Origin of the sequence: Dietzia sp. WMMA184, from assembly GCF_002441635.1 — a bacterium.
GTDB lineage: Bacteria > Actinomycetota > Actinomycetes > Mycobacteriales > Mycobacteriaceae > Dietzia > Dietzia kunjamensis.
On the sequence record NZ_NXEI01000001.1, the window covers coordinates 1949613 to 1967084 of the forward strand.

Annotated in this window: 15 protein-coding genes, 1 tRNA gene and 1 other RNA gene; 13 read left to right on the forward strand and 4 right to left on the reverse strand. The window is 71.8% G+C overall.

Annotation, left to right across the window (positions count from 1 at the left end; genetic code table 11):
* Window positions 1-97: 97 nt before the first annotated feature.
* From CK206_RS08960 to ffs, 4 genes are all read right to left on the reverse strand, one after another.
* Window positions 98-433, reverse strand: coding sequence for a YbaB/EbfC family nucleoid-associated protein (locus tag CK206_RS08960; protein WP_067714618.1), 336 nt, complete (start codon window positions 431-433; stop codon window positions 98-100).
* Between the two features lie 148 nt (window positions 434-581).
* Window positions 582-3344, reverse strand: coding sequence for a DNA polymerase III subunit gamma and tau (locus tag CK206_RS08965; RefSeq protein ID WP_096906204.1), 2763 nt, complete (start codon window positions 3342-3344; stop codon window positions 582-584).
* Window positions 3345-3869: 525 nt separating this feature from the next.
* Window positions 3870-5144 carry an aminotransferase class I/II-fold pyridoxal phosphate-dependent enzyme gene (locus CK206_RS08970; protein ID WP_067714624.1) on the reverse strand — a complete coding sequence of 425 codons (1275 nt, stop codon included), beginning with the start codon at window positions 5142-5144 and terminating at the stop codon, window positions 3870-3872.
* 59 nt (window positions 5145-5203) lie between these two features.
* An RNA gene (gene ffs / locus CK206_RS08975) (signal recognition particle sRNA small type) lies at window positions 5204-5298 on the reverse strand.
* 164 nt (window positions 5299-5462) lie between these two features.
* Between ffs and CK206_RS08980 the strand changes: the two genes are divergently transcribed.
* The 13 genes from CK206_RS08980 (at window position 5463) to nuoK (ending at window position 17447) form a co-directional block, all read left to right on the forward strand.
* Window positions 5463-5550, forward strand: a tRNA-Ser gene (locus tag CK206_RS08980).
* A 212-nt stretch (window positions 5551-5762) separates the two neighbouring features.
* The gene (locus CK206_RS08985; RefSeq protein ID WP_227022381.1) at window positions 5763-6089 is read left to right on the forward strand and encodes a hypothetical protein; all 327 of its coding nucleotides are present in this window, start codon (window positions 5763-5765) and stop codon (window positions 6087-6089) included.
* 251 nt (window positions 6090-6340) lie between these two features.
* Window positions 6341-6700: an NADH-quinone oxidoreductase subunit A gene (locus CK206_RS08990; RefSeq protein WP_067714630.1), complete on the forward strand. Its 360-nt coding sequence runs from the start codon at window positions 6341-6343 to the stop codon at window positions 6698-6700.
* Between the two features lie 27 nt (window positions 6701-6727).
* Window positions 6728-7282: an NADH-quinone oxidoreductase subunit B family protein gene (locus CK206_RS08995; protein ID WP_096906205.1), complete on the forward strand. Its 555-nt coding sequence runs from the start codon at window positions 6728-6730 to the stop codon at window positions 7280-7282.
* 128 nt (window positions 7283-7410) lie between these two features.
* Complete coding sequence (locus tag CK206_RS09000) at window positions 7411-8058, forward strand: NADH-quinone oxidoreductase subunit C (protein WP_254050682.1); 648 nt, start codon at window positions 7411-7413, stop codon at window positions 8056-8058.
* Window positions 8055-9407, forward strand: a complete 1353-nt coding sequence (nuoD, locus tag CK206_RS09005) for an NADH dehydrogenase (quinone) subunit D (RefSeq protein WP_096906207.1) — start codon at window positions 8055-8057, stop codon at window positions 9405-9407. The genes CK206_RS09000 and nuoD overlap by 4 nt, the downstream gene beginning before the upstream one ends.
* Entirely contained in the window at window positions 9404-10234 is an 831-nt protein-coding gene (nuoE, locus tag CK206_RS09010) for an NADH-quinone oxidoreductase subunit NuoE (protein WP_082923811.1), read from the forward strand. The genes nuoD and nuoE overlap by 4 nt, the downstream gene beginning before the upstream one ends.
* A 1-nt stretch (window position 10235) precedes the next feature.
* Window positions 10236-11678, forward strand: coding sequence for an NADH-quinone oxidoreductase subunit NuoF (gene nuoF / locus CK206_RS09015; protein WP_096906208.1), 1443 nt, complete (start codon window positions 10236-10238; stop codon window positions 11676-11678).
* A gap of 110 nt (window positions 11679-11788) precedes the next feature.
* Complete coding sequence (locus CK206_RS09020) at window positions 11789-14410, forward strand: NADH-quinone oxidoreductase subunit G (protein ID WP_254050683.1); 2622 nt, start codon at window positions 11789-11791, stop codon at window positions 14408-14410.
* Window positions 14407-15771: an NADH-quinone oxidoreductase subunit NuoH gene (gene nuoH / locus CK206_RS09025; RefSeq protein ID WP_082923812.1), complete on the forward strand. Its 1365-nt coding sequence runs from the start codon at window positions 14407-14409 to the stop codon at window positions 15769-15771. The genes CK206_RS09020 and nuoH overlap by 4 nt, the downstream gene beginning before the upstream one ends.
* On the forward strand, window positions 15764-16393 hold the full coding sequence (nuoI, locus tag CK206_RS09030) for an NADH-quinone oxidoreductase subunit NuoI (protein WP_069388933.1): 630 nt from the start codon (window positions 15764-15766) through the stop codon (window positions 16391-16393). The genes nuoH and nuoI overlap by 8 nt, the downstream gene beginning before the upstream one ends.
* Window positions 16390-17151, forward strand: coding sequence for an NADH-quinone oxidoreductase subunit J (locus CK206_RS09035; RefSeq protein WP_096906210.1), 762 nt, complete (start codon window positions 16390-16392; stop codon window positions 17149-17151). The genes nuoI and CK206_RS09035 overlap by 4 nt, the downstream gene beginning before the upstream one ends.
* Window positions 17148-17447 carry an NADH-quinone oxidoreductase subunit NuoK gene (gene nuoK / locus CK206_RS09040; protein WP_096906211.1) on the forward strand — a complete coding sequence of 100 codons (300 nt, stop codon included), beginning with the start codon at window positions 17148-17150 and terminating at the stop codon, window positions 17445-17447. Before CK206_RS09035 ends, nuoK begins: the two co-directional genes overlap by 4 nt.
* Window positions 17448-17472 lie beyond the last annotated feature (25 nt).

The window sequence follows — 17472 nt, forward strand, 5'->3', positions numbered from 1 at the left end:
TCTTGCTGTCCCGACGACGGCTGCGTCGCCGGGTGGCGGGTCCGATTACGAGTCGGAACCCGGTGGCGGGGCCCGGAACGTGCCGGGCCCCGCAGGCTCACATTCCCAGTCCGCCCATCATGTCGCCGAGGCCGCCACCGGAGGCCAGCGGGCCGAGCCGGGACTCGGCGAGCTCCTGCACCTTGGTGTGGGCATCGCCGAACGCGCCGACGAGGAGGTCCTGCAGCGTCTCGATGTCCTCGGGGTCGACGACCTTCGGGTCGATCGTGACGCCGGTGACCTCACCGGTGCCGCGCATGGAGACGGTGACGAGTCCGCCGCCTGCCTGACCGTCGACGGTGCTCGCGGCGATCTCCTGCTGCGCCTCGGCGAGCTGGGCCTGCATCTGCTGTGCCTGCTGGAGCAGGGCGTTCATGTCGGGTCCGGGCTGCATGGCGGGGTCCTTTCGGCGGTGTGCGGGGCAGTGCTGAGTTCATGGCTGGTGTTCAGGCCTGACCCTGCCGGGGCGGCCCCGGTCGGTCGGTTCCCAGCGTAACCGTCCGGTAGGACACCGTGCCCCGGCGCGCGGCGGGGCGGGTGGGTCAGCGCTCGAGCGGGCGGGCCCCGAGGTGCTCCTTGAGCAGGGCCAACGCGATGTCCTCGCCGGTCCGGTGGTCGAGGTTCTGGGGGCCGCTGCGGGCCTCGTCCACCATCTCCTCCTCGCTGACCGGCTGCGGGGGCGGGCTGTTGGGCTCGCCCGGTTCCGGCTCCGGCTCCTCGGGCGGGGGCGGGATGTCGTCGTACCCGCCGCCCGAGCGACCGCCGCCCTGGCCCTGCCCCGCGTCCGCCCCGCGCAGGCGACGCTCCCAGCCCCGCGGCTCGCCCTGCTGGGGCGCGCCGGGGGCGTCAGTAGGGCCCGCGGCGGATCCCCGTCCGGGTGCTGGAGGCGACGCGTCGGCGGGAGCCGCGGTGTCCCCGGCTGCCGCGGACGCGGAGCCCGACGTGCAGCGGATGGTCCAGTCGCCGCCCACGACCTCGGTGATCGAGTCGGTGATGGCGGTGGCGTTGTGCGGCTGCGAGAGGCGCTTGGCCAGCGGCGCGTAGTCGTGCACCAGGTGGATCACCCGGCCGTCCACCCCGGCGACCGTCGCGCCGGCGAGCATGACCTCCACGGTGCGGGTGCGGGTGCGGACGGCGTCGCGGATGGCGGGCCAGGCCCGGCGGATGTCCTCGGCCTCGATCCCGGGTGCGCCAGCCGCGAGCGCGGACGCCGCCTCGGGCTGCGGCTCCGGGTCCGGCCCGGACGACGCCTGCTCCGGAACCGATGCTGGCGGCACGGGTGCGGACTGCTCGGTCGCGGACTGCTCGGTCGCCGCCGCGGGCTGTTCGCGCCACGGGTCGTCGGTCTGCGCGGGCGCGGGCGCGGGCGCGGGCGGGGGCGGGGCCGATGCGACGGCAGGAGTCGCGTCTGCGCCGGCCGAGGCTTCCTGCGCAGGCTCCGGAGCGCCCGCTTCGGCGGCTGGCGCTGTGGTCGCCGTGCCGGGATGAGCGGCGGGTGCGGCGGGAGCGGACGGCGCGGCGGTCGGCGCGTCGGGACCTGCGGCGGGCTCGGATGCCGGCCCGGGCAGTACGTCACCTACGGGTTGCTGCTCGGAGGTCGGCGGCTGGGCCGACTGCGGGGGCTGTGCCGACTGCCGCGACTGAGCGTGCTGCGAGGACTCCGACTCGGGAATCTGGTTCGCCGCGATCTGCTCCGCGACGGACCCGGCGGGCACGGCCGGGGCGGCGGGGTCGTCTGCCACGGCGGGCTCGTTCGGCGCTTCGGTCCCAGTCGGCGCTGCGGGCGCAGTCGGCGCGGCGGGTCGGCTCGGCGCGGGTTCGGCGGCGGCGTGCGGCGGCTCTGGCGCGGACGCCTGAGGCGGAGTCGGAGTCGAAGCCGGCGTCGGAGTCGGAGGCGGAGTTGAAGGCGCAGCTGCAGCCGGAGCCGCACCCTGGCCCGCCGGCGCGGGGGTCTGCGGCGCCGGCTGCTCTGCGGCGGGCGCGGCCTGCTGCTGCGACCGGCGCACGAACTTGGGCCGCCCCTCGGCCTGGCCGGCAGCCTGCGGCCCCGGCCCGCCGGCGGTGCCGGGGCGGGGCTCGTCGTCGTCTCCCCGAGGCGACCCTCCCGGTGCGGATCCACCGCCACCGACGGCACCCGCCGCGGCGGCCGGCCGCACGGCGCCCGACTCGAGCGACTCGACACGCTGCAGCAGCGCGATCATGGAGTCGTCCGCCGAGGGCAGGAGCAGCTTGGCGCAGAGGATCTCCAGCAACAGCCGCGGAGAGGTGGCCCCTCGCATCGACCCCATCCCCTCGTGCACCATGTCGGCGCAGCGGGCGAGAGTGGCGGGCCCGATGTTCTCGGCCTGACGCCGCATGGTCTCGGCCTGCTCGACCGGCGCGTCGACGAGCCCACGCTCGATCGCCTGCGGCACGGACTGCACCATGATGAGATCGCGCAGCCGCTGCAGCAGATCGGCGGCGAACCGGCGCGGGTCGTGCCCGGCCTCGACCACCTTGTCGACGGTCCGGAACAGCGTGGCCCCGTCGCCGGCGGCCAGCGAATCCACCGTGTCGTCGATGAGCGCGACCTCGGTCGCCCCCAGCAGGCTCACCGCGCGCGGGTAGGTGATGCCCTCGTCACCGGCGCCGGCCATGAGCTGGTCCAGCACGCTGAGCGTGTCGCGCGGCGATCCCCCGCCGGACCGGATGACCAGGGGGAACACGGTCGGCTCGACCTGCACACCCTCCTGCTCGCAGATCCGCTCGAGCAGCCCGCGCATCGACGTGGGCGTGAGCAGCCGGAAGGGGTAGTGGTGCGTGCGGGAGCGGATGGTGGGCAACACCTTCTCCGGCTCGGTGGTGGCGAAGATGAAGATGAGGTGCTCGGGCGGCTCCTCCACGATCTTCAGCAGCGCGTTGAAGCCCGCGTTGGTGACCATGTGGGCCTCGTCGATGATGAGCACCCGGTACCGCGACGACGCCGGGGCGAAGAACGCCCGCTCGCGCAGATCACGCGTGTCATCGACACCGCCGTGGCTGGCCGCGTCGAGCTCGGTGACGTCGAGGGTCCCGTGGCCGCCGGGCGCCAGCGCCACGCACGAGTCGCATTCGCCGCACGGGTCGGCGGTGGGCCCCTGCACGCAGTTGAGCGAGCGGGCGAGGATGCGGGCGGACGAGGTCTTGCCGCAGCCGCGTGGGCCGGAGAAGAGGTAGGCGTGGTTGATACGACCGGAGGACAAGGCCACCGAGAGCGGTTCGGTGACGTGCTCCTGGCCCACGACCTCGGCGAAGGAGGCGGGGCGGTACTTCCGATAGAGAGCCACGCCTAGAGGGTACCCAGGGGGTACGACGACGAGGACTTCCGCTTCCGACGGCGATCACGCGTGATCCGGGATGGGCCGAAATGACCGGAGGGGCCGCGTCATACGCAGCCCCTCCCGACGTCCCTCGCGCGCGGATCGGGCCCCCTCAGACCCCCGCGGCACGGTTCCCGAACCGATATCGGACACCGGCCCCTCACAGCCCCTCAGCTGTCTCCGGTGTCCGCATCCCTCTAGCTCGGACGACTCCGATACAACCAGACGGCCCCGGCCCGGACAAGACCGCACTTGCGTTGACCATCGCTCAACAACGCGGGTGAATTACATTCATGCAGGTGACAGGGTTACCTAAGCTACGGACTCCCGCATTCACACTATGGGAATGTGTCAGAGATCACGGACGGGCAGACGTGCTGGTCACCTGTCGATTCCCGGGGCGAGGAGGCGAGATCGGGAGCGCGGTCCGTTAATGGCCGTCGTTAACGCGGATCGTGCAGTTGTTACACACCGCCCGAGCCGAGCGATCGCTCAGTCGGCGAGCGCCGCGCGGCAGGCCGCGAGAAGAGCGCACAGGCCCACGACATCCATGGCGGTCTCGACCTCGGCCAGGGGCGGGAGCGTGGGCGCCAGACGGATATGGCGGTCGTCGGGATCCTTGCCGTACGGGTACGCGGACCCGGCCGGCGTGAGGGCCACCCCGGCCTCCTTGGCCAGGCGGACGGTCTCGGTGGCGGTGCCGTCGACCACCTCGAGGTCGATGAAGTACCCACCCTCGGGCCGGGTCCAGCCGGCCACGTCGTACTCGCCGAGCCGGTGGGCCAGGGCTGCGGCGGCGGCCTCGAACTTCGGCGCGATGACCTCGCGGTGGCGGAGCATGTGGTCGCGCACCCCGTCGGCGTCACCGAAGAATCGGGCGTGCGCGAGCTGGTTGACCTTGTTCGGCCCGATGGAGCGCACGGAGGTGTGGCCGAGGTACCAGTCGAGATTGGCCCGCGAGGCGGAGAAGAACGACACGCCCGCGCCGGCGAACGTGATCTTGGAGGTCGAGCACACCTGCCAGAAGCGGTTGGGGTGGCCCGCCTCGGCGGCCAGCGTGTCGACGTCCGGGACCTTGGGGAAATCCTCGGTGAGCGTGTGGACGACGTAGGCGTTGTCCCAGACGATCCGGAAGTCCGGGGCGGCGGTCGCCATGCGCGCGAGGCGGGACACGGTGTGGTCGTCGTACACCGCGCCGGTCGGGTTGGCGAAGATCGGGACGCACCACATGCCCTTGATGGACGGGTCGTTCGACACGAGACGCTCGACCTCGTCCATGTCCGGACCTGTCGGCCCCAGCGGCACCGGGATCATCTCGATCCCCAGCGCCTCGGTGATGTTGAAGTGGCGGTCGTAACCGGGCACCGGGCACAGCCAGCGCAGGACCGGCTCGTCCTTCCACGCACGCTGGGAGTCGGGCGTGCCGAAGAGCATGGAGAACGTCAGCAGGTCGTACATGATCGACAGGCTCGCGTTGTCCTGGGCGATCACGCGGTCGGCCTCGACCCCGAGCAGCTCGGCGATGATCGACCGCAGTTCCGGCAGTCCCGCCCCGCCGCCGTAATTGCGGACGTCGGTCTTACCCGCCGCGTGGTCGCCCTCCCCCGGCAGCGACAGCAGCCGCTCGGACAGGTCCAGCTGTTCGGGCGAGGGCTTTCCGCGAGTCAGGTCCAGGGCCAGGCCCTTGTCGGCCAGCGCGTCGTACTCGGCGGCCAGTTGCGACTCGAGTCGGGCGAGTTCGTCGGCGGGGAGATCGGACAGTGCCACTGTGGCCTCCGGCGGGATCGACAACTTCGGTGTTGGTGCCCTAAGACATGTCCCAAGACATAAGGGGACCCCGCGCACCCGCCAGAGCCCGCTGACCCTTGCTGCCTTCCGGCCCTGGGGGAGTTCACAGGATGGACGCCGCGCGGGGTCCACGGACGAGTCTAACCGGCCCGCCTCCCGCGCCGCACCCCACCCGCCCCCCGCGCTGCACCCCACCCGCCTCCCGCGCTGCACCCCACCCGCCTTACGGGCCCGGATCGGAGCCCGCTCGGCCCCGCGGTTTGCCTCCGCTTGCGCGTCCTGGGTATTCTCCTCCACGGAGGATTCGCCTAGTGGCCTATGGCGCTCGCCTGGAACGCGGGTTGGGGTTTATAGCCCCTCAGGGGTTCAAATCCCCTATCCTCCGCCGCAGACGCGGCCCGGAGCTCTCGAGCCCGGGCCGCGTCGCTCATTTCAGCCACGCCCGGGCCGACCGGAGGCCCGCTCTCGCTCCCGCGACCACCCACGCTCGGTAGGCTCGCGATCGTGACCGAGACCACGGGCGGCCGGACCGTTGACGACGACGTCGCCCTGCGGGTGCTCGTCTACAGCCACGACGCCGCCACCCGCAGCCGCGTGATGTCCGCCCTCGGCACCCGCCCGCACCCGGACCTGCCCCGGCTGACGTACCTCGAGGTCGCCACGGCCCCGGTCGCCCTCGAACACCTCGACGCGGGCGGGGTCGACCTGGCGATCCTCGACGGCGAGGCGACGCCCACCGGCGGACTCGGCCTGGCCAAGCAGCTGCGGGACGAGCTCGACCGCTGCCCGCCGGTGCTCGTCCTCATCGGCCGGGCGGACGACCGCTGGCTCGCCGACTGGTCCCGCGCGGACGCGTCGGTCCCCCACCCGATCGACCCGCTGCGCCTGCGCGACGCGGTGAACGGGCTCCTCGCCCCCGCCTGACACCGGCCCCCGCGGCCGCGCGCACTCTTCCCCCCGCCCGCGGAGCACGACCGAGACGCCATCTGTCCGAACCCCCGACGCACGTCAACACAGTGTGAGTAGAGTCACAGTTGCGGGCCGCACAGTGAACGGCCCGCCGGGGAGACGGACGACCGGACCCCATCAGCGCCGGTCGCTCGAACCCCCTGCGGTTGCAGTAGAGGCCCGCCTACAGGCGGCTTCTCATCACAAGCGCGAGGAGTGACGCCAACGTGAACGAATACGTGCCCATCCTGGTACTCGGGGCCCTGGCCGTCGCCTTCGCCGTCTTCTCCTCGGGCGTGTCCTCCTTCGCCGGGCCCAGCCGGTTCAACCGCGCCAAGCTCGAGGCCTACGAGTGCGGCATCCAGCCCACGCCGCAGCCGGCGGGCGGCGGCCGCTTCCCGGTGAAGTACTACCTCACCGCGATGCTGTTCATCATCTTCGGCATCGAGATCCTCTTCCTCTACCCGTGGGCCGTCCACTTCGACCAGCTCGGCGTGTTCGGGCTGGCCGCGATGGCCCTGTTCGTGTTCAACGTCTCCGTCGCCTACGCCTACGAGTGGCGCCGCGGCGGACTGAGCTGGGACTGACCCGGAGAGTCGGAGAGGAGCGCCGAGATGGGACTCGAGGAGAAGGTGCCGGCCGGCTTCCTGCTGACCACGGTCGAGCAACTGGCGGGCTACATGCGCAAGGGCTCGCTGTGGCCGGCGACGTTCGGTCTGGCGTGCTGCGCGATCGAAATGATGTCCACGAGCGGCGGCCGCTACGACCTGGCCCGATTCGGCACGGAGGTCTTCCGCGCGTCCCCCCGACAGGCCGATCTCATGATCGTCGCGGGCCGGGTCTCGCAGAAGATGGCCCCGGTCCTGCGGCAGGTGTACGACCAGATGGCCGAGCCCAAGTGGGTCCTGTCGATGGGCGTGTGCGCGTCGTCGGGCGGGATGTTCAACAACTACGCGATCGTGCAGGGCGTCGACCACATCGTGCCCGTCGACATCTACCTGCCCGGATGTCCGCCGCGGCCGGAGATGCTCATGCACGCGATCATCACGCTGCACGACAAGATCCAGGACATGCCGCTGGGCGCGAACCGGGCCGAGGCGATCCGTGCCGCGGAGCAGGCCGCGCTCGACCAGCGTCCGCTCATCCCCGTCGAGGGGATGTTCCGGTGACCGACACGACCCCCGATCGCGACCAGGCTCCCGACGCACCCGACCGCACGGACGCCGCCGGCCACCCCGTCACCGCCGACCCCCACGACGGCGCGGGGCCCGACCGCAGTGAGTCGGGCGTCGTCGGCGTGCGCCACGGCATGTTCGGCGTCCGCGGCTCCGGGGACACCACCGGGTTCGGGGGCCTCGTGCGCCCCAAGGAGATGCCCGGTACTACCCCACCGCCCTATGAGGACGACGACGACGAGGTCATCCGCGCGCTCACCGCGGCCCTGCACCAGCGGGGTGGGCCGAGTTTTCAGGAGGCCGTCGAGAAGGTCGTGGTCCACTGCGGGCAACTCACCCTGCACGTGGAGCGGGAGCACCTACCGGCGGTGGCCCTGACCCTCCGAGACGCCCCCGACCTGCGGTTCGAGATGTCGTTGGGCGCGAGCGGGGTGCACTACCCCGACGCCACCGGCCGGGAGCTGCACGTGGTGTACCCGCTGCAGTCGATCACCCACAACCGCCGCGTGATGCTCGAAACGTCGGCCCCGGACGCGGACCCGCACATCCCCACGCTGACCCGCGTGTACCCCACGACGGACTGGCACGAGCGGGAGACGTACGACTTCTTCGGCGTCCTCTTCGACGGCCACCCGTCGCTGACGCGGATCGAGATGCCGGACGACTGGGAGGGCCATCCGCAGCGCAAGGACTACCCGCTGGGCGGGATCCCGGTGCAATACAAGGGCGCGACCATCCCGCCGCCGGATCAGCGGAGGGCGTACTCATGACTGCCGATCGCACCCGGGCGAGGCGCTCGGGCCGCTCGGCCCGTGCCGACCGCGCCGCGGACTCCGACACGATCCTCACCGCCTCCGGGCAGGACTGGGACGCGATCAGTGAGGCCGCGCGCAACGCCGACGACGACCGCATCGTGGTGAACATGGGCCCGCAGCACCCGTCCACGCACGGGGTGCTGCGGCTGATCCTCGAGATCGAGGGCGAGACCGTCACCAAGGCCCAGTGCGGGATCGGTTACCTGCACACCGGCATCGAGAAGAACCTGGAATACCGCTACTGGACCCAGGGCGTCACCTTCGTCACCCGCATGGACTACCTGGCGCCGTTCTCCAACGAGGTCGCCTTCTGCCTGGGCGTGGAGAAGCTACTCGGGATCTCCGACCGGATCCCGCCGAGGGCGTCGGTCATCCGGGTGATGCTCATGGAGCTCAACCGCATCTCCTCGCACATGGTGGCCCTGGCGACCGGTGCCCTGGAATTGGGGGCGAGCACCCCGATGCTCTTCGGGTTCCGCGAGCGCGAGCTGGTGTTGGACGTCTTCGAGGTCATCACCGGCCTGCGGATGAACCACGCCTACGTCCGGCCCGGCGGCGTGGTCCAGGACCTGCCCGACGACGCGGTGCCCAAGGTGCGCGAACTTCTCGAGGTGATGCCCGGGCGGATCCGCGAGATGGAACTCCTGCTGCGCGAGAACCCCATCTGGAAGATGCGGCTGCAGGACGTCGGCTACCTCGATCTCACCGGGTGCATGGCCCTCGGCGTGACCGGCCCGGTCCTGCGGGCCACAGGACTGCCCCACGACGTGCGCCGGTCCGACCCGTACTGCGGATACGAGGACTACGAGTTCGACGTCATCACCGGCTCGGCGAGCGACTGCTACGACCGGTTCGTCATCCGTGTCGAGGAGATGAAGGAGTCACTGAAGATCGTCGAGCAGTGCCTGGACCGGCTCGAACCGGGACCCGTGATGGTCGACGACCCCAAGATCGCCTGGCCCGCCCAGCTCAAGGTGGGACCAGACGGGCTCGGCAACTCCGCCGAGCACATCCGCAAGATCATGGACAGCTCCATGGAGGCGCTGATCCACCACTTCAAGCTGGTCACCGAGGGCTTTCCGGTCCCGCCGGGTCAGGTGTACGTGCCGGTGGAGTCCCCCCGCGGCGAACTGGGGGTGCACATGGTCTCCGACGGCGGGACCCGCCCGTACCGGGTGCACTACCGCGACCCGTCGTTCACCAACCTGCAGGCCGTGGCCGCGATGTGCGAGGGCGGGATGCTTTCCGACGTCATCGCCTCGGTCGCCAGCATCGACCCCGTGATGGGAGGGGTGGACCGATGAGCAGCATGGAGTCGACGAGTCGCGAACCGGTCTTCCTGCAGTTCGGGCAGCAGCCGGACGAGCCGGGGGCGATCGTCCGGCCCGACGCCCGCCGGCACTACCCCGACGACGTCCTGGCGAGACTGCGGGCCGACGCCGAGGTGATCATCGCCCGCTATCCGCAGGCCCGGTCGGCGTTGCTGCCACTCCTGCACCTCGTCCAGGCCGAGGACGGGCACCTCACGCCCGCCGGCATCGAGTTCTGTGCCCTCGCCGTCGGACTCACCTCCGCCGAGGTCATGGCCGTCGCCACGTTCTACTCGATGTACCGACGCACGCCCACGGGCGACTACCTGGTCGGGGTGTGCACAAACACACTGTGCGCGGTGATGGGCGGCGACGAGATCTACGCCGACCTGCATGACCACCTGGGGCTCGACGGGCCCGGTACCACCGACGACGGCCGGGTGACGCTCGAGCGCATCGAGTGCAACGCGGCCTGCGACTACGCCCCGGTGATGATGGTCAACTGGGAGTTCTTCGACGACCAGACCCCCGCCTCCGCCCGGCAGGTCGTGGACGACCTGCGGGCCGGCCGGACGGTGACCCCGACCCGGGGCGCGCCGTTGTGCACGTTCCGCGAGACCTCCCGCCTCCTCGCCGGTTTCCCCGACACCCGCCCCGGCGCGAACGACGGCGCCCCCGGCGACGCGACCCTGGTCGGGCTGCGGATCGCCCGCGAACACGACATGCGCGCCCCCGCGGGGCCGGACGAGTCCACTGAGCTCCCCTCAACCGAGCCGGCCACCACCGAGCCGACCACCACCACACCGGACGAGGAGGCCTGACATGCCGCTCGCGCCGTACCTCAGCCGCTACTGGGACGCCCCCGACAGCTGGACGCTCGAGACCTACCTGGACCACGACGGCTACACGGGCCTGCGCAACGCCCTGGCCACCGGACCGGACGAGGTCATCTCCACCGTCCTCGACGCCGGCCTACGCGGCCGTGGCGGCGCCGGGTTCCCCACCGGCCGCAAGTGGGGCTTCATCCCGCAGGAGACCGGCGAGTCGGCCGACGGCTCCGACTCCGGCCCGGGCACGCAGGCCTCCGCGGCCGCCAAGCCCCACTACCTGGTGGTCAACGCGGACGAGTCCGAGCCCGGCACCTGCAAGGACATGCCGCTCATGCTGGCCACCCCGCACGTGCTCATCGAGGGCATCATCATCGCCGCGTACGCCATCCGCGCCTCGCACGCGTTCATCTATCTGCGCGGTGAGGTGGTGCCCGTCCTGCGCCGCCTGCAGGTGGCGGTCGCCGAGGCCTACGAGGCCGGGTACCTCGGCCGCGACATCCTCGGAAGCGGCGTCGACCTCGAGCTGATCGTCCACGCCGGCGCCGGCGCCTACATCTGCGGCGAGGAGACCGCCCTGCTCGACTCGCTCGAGGGACGCCGCGGCCAACCCAGACTGCGGCCGCCGTTCCCCGCCGTCGCCGGCCTCTACGCCTGTCCGACGGTGGTGAACAACGTCGAGTCCATCGCCAGCGTCCCGTCGATCCTCCAGCACGGGCCCGAGTGGTTCCGCTCGATGGGCTCGGAGAAGTCCCCCGGCTTCACCCTGTACTCACTGTCCGGGCACGTCACCCGGCCCGGCCAGTACGAGGCCCCGCTGGGCATCACCCTGCGCGAGCTACTCGACCTGGCCGGCGGGATCCGCCAGGGCCACACCCTCAAGTTCTGGACCCCCGGTGGTTCTTCGACCCCGCTGCTCACCGACGCCCATCTCGACATGCCGCTCGACTACGAGGGCTGCGCCGCCGAGGGCACCATGCTCGGCACCAAGGCGCTGCAGATCTTCGACGACACCACCTGCGTCGTGCGAGCGGTGCTGCGGTGGACGGAGTTCTACGCCCACGAGTCGTGCGGCAAGTGCACCCCCTGCCGCGAGGGCACGTTCTGGCTGGAGCAGATCATGCACCGACTCGAGGACGGCACCGCCACCGCCGACGATCTGGACCGACTGCTCGACATCTCCGACAACGTCGCCGGCAAGTCGTTCTGCGCCCTCGGCGACGCCGCCGCGACCCCCATCATCTCGTCAATCGCGCTCTTCCGCGACGAGTACCTCGCGCACATCCCGGATGGCTGCCCGTTCGACCACAGCCGCTCCACCCTCTTCGACCGGACCGACCGTGCGGGCGCCGGCTCCCGGCGTCCGCCCGTGCGGCCGGCCACTCGACCGGACCCCACACGACCGGATCCCACACGACCCGAGGAGGTGGCCCGATGACCTCCGCCCGGTCAGGTGTCCCCCGCGACGCCCGCGGTCCCGACCAGGAGCCGGACCATGGCCGCGCCAAGTCAGAGCGCGCCAAGTCAGAGCGCACGGACGATCTCGTCATGCTCACCGTCGACGGCCGCGCGGTCTCTGTGCCGCCCGGCACGCTCATCATCCGCGCCGCCGAGCGGTTGGGCGTGCAGATCCCCCGCTTCTGCGATCACCCGCTGCTCGAGCCGGCCGGGGCGTGCCGCCAGTGCATCGTCGAGGTCGAGGGCGCGCCCAAGCCCGTCACCTCGTGCACCACCCCGGTCACCCAGGACATGCAGGTGCGCACGCAATTCACCTCCGAGATGGCCGACAAGGCCCAGCGCGGGGTGATGGAACTGCTGCTCATCAACCACCCGCTCGACTGCCCGGTCTGCGACAAGGGCGGCGAGTGCCCGCTGCAGAACCAGGCCCTGTCCAGCGGCCACGGGCGGTCGAGGTTCACCGAGGTCAAGCGCACGTTCCCCAAGCCGATCGCCATCTCGTCGCAGGTGCTGCTCGACCGCGAACGCTGCGTCATGTGCGCCCGGTGCACCCGCTTCTCCGAGCAGATCGCCGGGGACCCGTTCATCGACCTCTTCGAGCGCGGCGCCCGGCAGCAGGTCGGGGTGTACGGCGACGAGCCGTTCGAGTCCTACTTCTCGGGGAACACTGTCCAGATCTGCCCGGTGGGCGCCCTGACCGGCGCGCAGTACCGCTTCCGCGCCCGCCCCTTCGACCTGGTCTCCAGCCCGGCGGTCTGCGAGCACTGCGCCAGCGGTTGCGGGCAGCGCACCGACCACCGTCGCGGGAAGGTCCTGCGCCGCCTCGCCGGCGACGACCCCGAGGTCAACGAGGAGTGGAACTGCGACAAGGGCCGGTGGGCGTTCACCTACGCCACCCAGCGCGACCGCATCACCACCCCCATGGTCCGCGGCGAGGGCGGCGGGCTGGTCCCGGTCCCGTGGTCCACCGCCCTGGCGACCGCTGCCCAGGGGTTGGCCGCCGCCCGCGGACGGGCCGGGGTCCTCACCGGGGGGCGGCTCACCGCCGAGGACGCCTACGCCTACGCCAAGTTCGCCCGCACGGTGCTCGGTACGAACGACGTCGACTTCCGCGCCCGCCGCCATTCGGCCGAGGAAGCGGACTTCCTGGCCGACCGGGTCGCCAGGCGCGGCCCGGGCGGCGGGTCGGAGCAGGGATCCGGCGGCGGTCCGGGTCAGGACAGCGGGCCGGGCCAGGACGGCGGGCCGGGCCAGGACGGCGGGGCCGTGACCTACGCCGACCTCGAGACCGCACCCGCCGTGCTTCTCGTGGGCTTCGACCCGGAGGAGGAGTCGCCGATCGTGTTCCTCCGCCTGCGGCGGGCCGCGCGCGACCACGGGCTGAAGGTCTTCTCGATCGCGCCCTTCGCCACCCCTGCCATCCGCAAGACCCGCGGCGCTCTGCTGCCGACCGTCCCCGGGGCGGAGCCCGAGGTGCTCAGCGCCCTCGCCGTCGTCCCCTCCGAGCCCAGCGGAACCGGGCCCTCCGCGACCACCGACCCCACCCGCGGCGCCCTGCCCACTCTGCTGCGCGAGCCCGGCGCGGTCATCCTCGTCGGCGAGCGGCTCGGCGCGGTGCCCGGCGGGCTCACGGCCGCGGCCGCCCTCGCCGACACCACCGGCGCACGGCTGGCGTGGATTCCCCGGCGAGCGGGTGAGCGCGGGGCGCTCGAGACCGGGTGCCTGCCGGGACTGCTGCCCGGCGGCGCCTCCGTCACGGACGACGACGCCCGGCGGGCCCTCGCCGAGCTGTGGCGCTGCGACGATCTGCCCGCGACGCCCGGCCGGAGCACCGCCGAGCAGCTGGCCGCGGCCGGCTCCGGCGAGCTCGGGGCCCTGGTCGTCGGCGGGGTCGAGGCTGCCGACCTGCCCGACCCGCGCGCCGCGCTGGACGCGGTCGACGCCGCCGGCTTCGTCGTGAGCCTCGAGCTGCGCCGCAGTGAGATCACCGATCGCGCCGACGTCGTTCTGCCGGTCGCGGCAGTCGCCGAGAAGGCGGGCACGTTCGTGAACTGGGAGGGCCGGACCCGCCCCTTCGCCGCCGCCCTGACCGGTACCGATGCTCTGCCCGACCACCGGATCCTCAATGCCCTGGCCGAGGAGACCGGTGCCTGGTTCGGCCTGGCGGACGTGGAATCGGTGCGCCGCGAGATGCAGGCCGTCAGCCACGCGCTCCGCCCCGCATCCGCCTATTCGGATCCGCAGCCGCGCCCCGGCAGGGCGTCTCGCACCGACCGGAGCGCTGGCGAGACGCCATCCCCAGGAGCGGCTGCGGGGTCGGCGGCGTCGGCGGGAGCGGCTGCGGGGTCGGGGGCATCTGCGCGGGCGGCTGCGGGTCCGGAGCCCGGCGCCGGGCAGGCGGTCCTGGCCACGTGGCGGATGCTGCTCGACGACGGTCGCATGCAGGACGGGGAACCGCACCTCGCCGGCACCGCCCGCCGCCCCGTGGCCCGCCTGTCGCCGACGACCGCCCGCGAACTCGGAGCCGCCGACGGCGACCCGGTGACCGTCTCCACCGACCGCGGGGCGATCACCCTGCCGCTGGCCGTCACCGAGATGCCCGACCGCGTGGTCTGGGTACCGCAGAACTCGCCCGGGTCCGCCGTGAACGCGACTCTCGCCGCCGGCGCAGGCGACGTGGTGTCCATCGCGGCCGGGGAGGTGGCGTCATGACCGGGGTCGCGGTGAACGGGCCCGCCGTGCTCGCCGCCGCGGACCTGTCGACCACCGGCGCCGACCTCACGGCCTTCGGTACGGACCCGTGGTGGCTGGTGTTGGCCAAGGTCCTCGCGGTCTTCGTGTTCCTCGTGGTAACCGTGCTCGCGGCCATCTACCTGGAGCGCAAGATTCTGGCATGGATGCAGATGCGCATCGGCCCCAACCGCGTCGGCCCCGGTGGGATCCTGCAGAGCTTGGCCGACGGCGTGAAGATCGCCCTCAAGGAGGGATTCATCCCGGCCGGGGTCGACAAGCCGATCTTCCTGCTCGCACCGGTCATCGCGGTGATCCCGGCGTTCATGGCGTTCGCGGTGATCCCCTTCGGGCCCGTGGTCTCCGTCTTCGGCCACTCCACGCCGCTGCAGCTCACGGACCTGCACGTGGGAGTGCTCTACATCCTCGCCGTCACCTCGATCGGGGTGTACGGGATCGTGTTGGCGGGCTGGTCCTCCGGCTCGACCTACCCACTGCTCGGCGGCCTGCGCTCCACCGCCCAGGTGATCAGCTACGAGATCGCCATGGCGCTGTCGTTCGTCGGGGTGTTCCTCTTCGCCGGCACCATGTCGACGTCGGGGATCGTCGCCGCCCAGTCGCAGGTGTGGTTCGTGTTCCTGCTGCTGCCCTCGTTCGTCATCTACGTCATCTCGATGGTCGGCGAGACCAACCGCGCCCCCTTCGATCTGCCCGAGGCCGAGGGCGAACTCGTGGGCGGGTTCCACACCGAGTACTCCTCGCTGCGCTTCGCGATGTTCATGCTGGCCGAGTACGTCAACATGACCACAGTCTCCGCGCTGGCGGCCACCCTGTTCCTCGGCGGCTGGCAGGCCCCCCTGCCGTTCTCGCTGATCGACGGCGCGGATTCCGGGTGGTGGGCGCTGCTGTGGTTCGTGGCCAAGGTGTGGGCGTTCATGTTCCTGTTCATGTGGCTGCGAGCCACCCTCCCGCGACTGCGCTACGACCAGTTCATGGCCTTCGGCTGGAAGGTGCTCATCCCCGTCTCGCTGGCCTGGGTCATGTCGGTGGCGACCATCCGGGTGATCGTGGGCCCCGGGTCCGCTCTCCTCACGCCCGCCATGGTGATCGCGGGCCTGGTGGCGGTGGCGGTCATCGTCGTCGTCCATCGGTCCCGATCCCGGCGCGGCGGCCGGGCCACGCCCACCCGCGGCGACTCCCCACCCGCGTCCGTCACGCGGGGCGCGCGCTTCGACCCCACGGCCGGAGGGTTCCCCGTCCCGCCGCTCCCCCACCAGCGCGCCGCGCTGGGCCGCTTCACTTCTGCAGACTCGCCCCCCAGTCAGGAGGCCCGCCATGCCTAGGAAGTCACGGTCCCGGGTTCCCGGGTTCCTCGAACCGCTCGCCGGGTTCGGGGTGACGTTCTCCACGATGTTCCGCAAGGCGCACACCGAGCAGTACCCGGAGGAGAAGGTCCCCACCGCGCCCCGCTACCACGGGCGACACCAACTCAACCGCTACGCCGACGGGCTGGAGAAGTGCATCGGCTGCGAACTGTGCGCATGGGCGTGCCCGGCGGACGCGATCTACGTCGAGGGCGCCGACAACACCGCCGAGGAACGCTTCTCCCCCGGCGAACGCTACGGGCGGATCTACCAGATCAACTACCTGCGCTGCATCGGCTGCGGCCTGTGCGTGGAGGCGTGCCCGACCCGGGCGCTGACCATGACGAACAACTACGAGATGGTCGACGACAACCGCGCGGACCTCATCTACGAGAAGCACGACCTGCTCGGACCGATGCTCGCCGGGATGGTCCCCGCCCCGCACGACATGTACCCGGGCGCCGACCACTTCGACTACTACCGCGGAGAGATCACCGGCTCCGCGCCCGAGCAGGGTGAGCCGTACGAGCCCGGTGAGGCCGAGCCGCGCGGTGCGACCGCAGCCGGCTCGCGCGCGCGCCGCGGAAGGGGGGCCTCGTGACCACCGGGGAGTCCGTCCTGTTCTGGGCGCTGGCCATCATCGCCGTGGCCGGGGCGCTCGGGGTGGTCTCGGCGACCAAGGCGGTCTACTCGGCGCTGTGCTTGGCCGCAACGATGGTCTCGCTCGCCGTGCTGTACATCGCGCAGGGGGCGGTGTTCCTGGGCGTGGGCCAGATCGTCGTCTACACCGGCGCCGTGATGATGCTGTTCCTGTTCGTGGTGATGCTGATCGGGGTGGAGTCCTCGGACTCGCTGGTCGAGCGGATCCGGGGGCACCGGGTGGCGGCCATCGTCGCCGGCCTGGGGTTCGGCATCCTGCTGGCCACCGGGCTGTCGCGGGCGCAGCTGCCGCCGTTCGCCGGGTTCGCCCCCGGATACTCGGACGTCCCCGCGCTGGCGGAACTGCTGTTCTCCCGGCACGTGTGGGCGTTCGAGCTCACCGGGGTGCTGCTCATCATCGCCACCCTCGGCGCGATGGTCCTGGCGCACCGCGAGCGGTTCACCGGGCGCCTCACCCAGCGGCAGATGTCGCAGCAGCGCTTCCTCGACTGGCAGGCCGACGACACCGCCCGCGTGACCCCGCTGCCCAGCTCCGGCGTGTACGCGCGCCGCAACTCCGCCGACATGCCCGCCCGACTGCCCGACGGGTCCGACGCCCCCGACTCGGTGAGCGAGGTGCTGCGGCGCCATGCGACCGATCGCGCGGACGGTCCCGACGAACTCGGCAGCTGCGGACCCGGCGAAGGGGGCCGACGGTGAACCCCGAGTACTACCTGTACCTCTCGGCCGTGCTGTTCACCATCGGCGCGGCCGGGTTCCTGCTGCGGCGCAACGCGATCGTCCTGTTCATGTGCATCGAGCTCATGCTCAACGCCACCAACCTCGCCCTGGTGGCGTTCGCTCGGATGCACGGCGACGTCACCGGCCAACTCTTCGCGTTCTTCATCATGGTCGTGGCCGCCGCCGAGGTCGTGATCGGCCTCGCGATCATCATGGCCATCTACCGTTCCCGCCGATCTGCGTCCGTCGACGACGCCAGCCTGCTCAGGTACTAGGGGGGACGACGATGACGACGACCGT

What these genes read in the sequence shown, in the direction of transcription:
- CK206_RS08960 (WP_067714618.1), bottom strand. Translation starts at nt 433, where the DNA reads ATGCAGCCCGGACCCGACATGAACGCCCTGCTCCAGCAGGCACAGCAG.
- CK206_RS08985 (WP_227022381.1), top strand. Translation starts at nt 5,763, where the DNA reads ATGTCCGCCCTCGGCACCCGCCCGCACCCGGACCTGCCCCGGCTGACG.
- CK206_RS08995 (WP_096906205.1), top strand. Translation starts at nt 6,728, where the DNA reads ATGGGACTCGAGGAGAAGGTGCCGGCCGGCTTCCTGCTGACCACGGTC.
- nuoD (WP_096906207.1), top strand. Translation starts at nt 8,055, where the DNA reads ATGACTGCCGATCGCACCCGGGCGAGGCGCTCGGGCCGCTCGGCCCGT.
- nuoE (WP_082923811.1), top strand. Translation starts at nt 9,404, where the DNA reads ATGAGCAGCATGGAGTCGACGAGTCGCGAACCGGTCTTCCTGCAGTTC.
- nuoF (WP_096906208.1), top strand. Translation starts at nt 10,236, where the DNA reads ATGCCGCTCGCGCCGTACCTCAGCCGCTACTGGGACGCCCCCGACAGC.
- CK206_RS09020 (WP_254050683.1), top strand. Translation starts at nt 11,789, where the DNA reads ATGCTCACCGTCGACGGCCGCGCGGTCTCTGTGCCGCCCGGCACGCTC.
- nuoH (WP_082923812.1), top strand. Translation starts at nt 14,407, where the DNA reads ATGACCGGGGTCGCGGTGAACGGGCCCGCCGTGCTCGCCGCCGCGGAC.
- nuoI (WP_069388933.1), top strand. Translation starts at nt 15,764, where the DNA reads ATGCCTAGGAAGTCACGGTCCCGGGTTCCCGGGTTCCTCGAACCGCTC.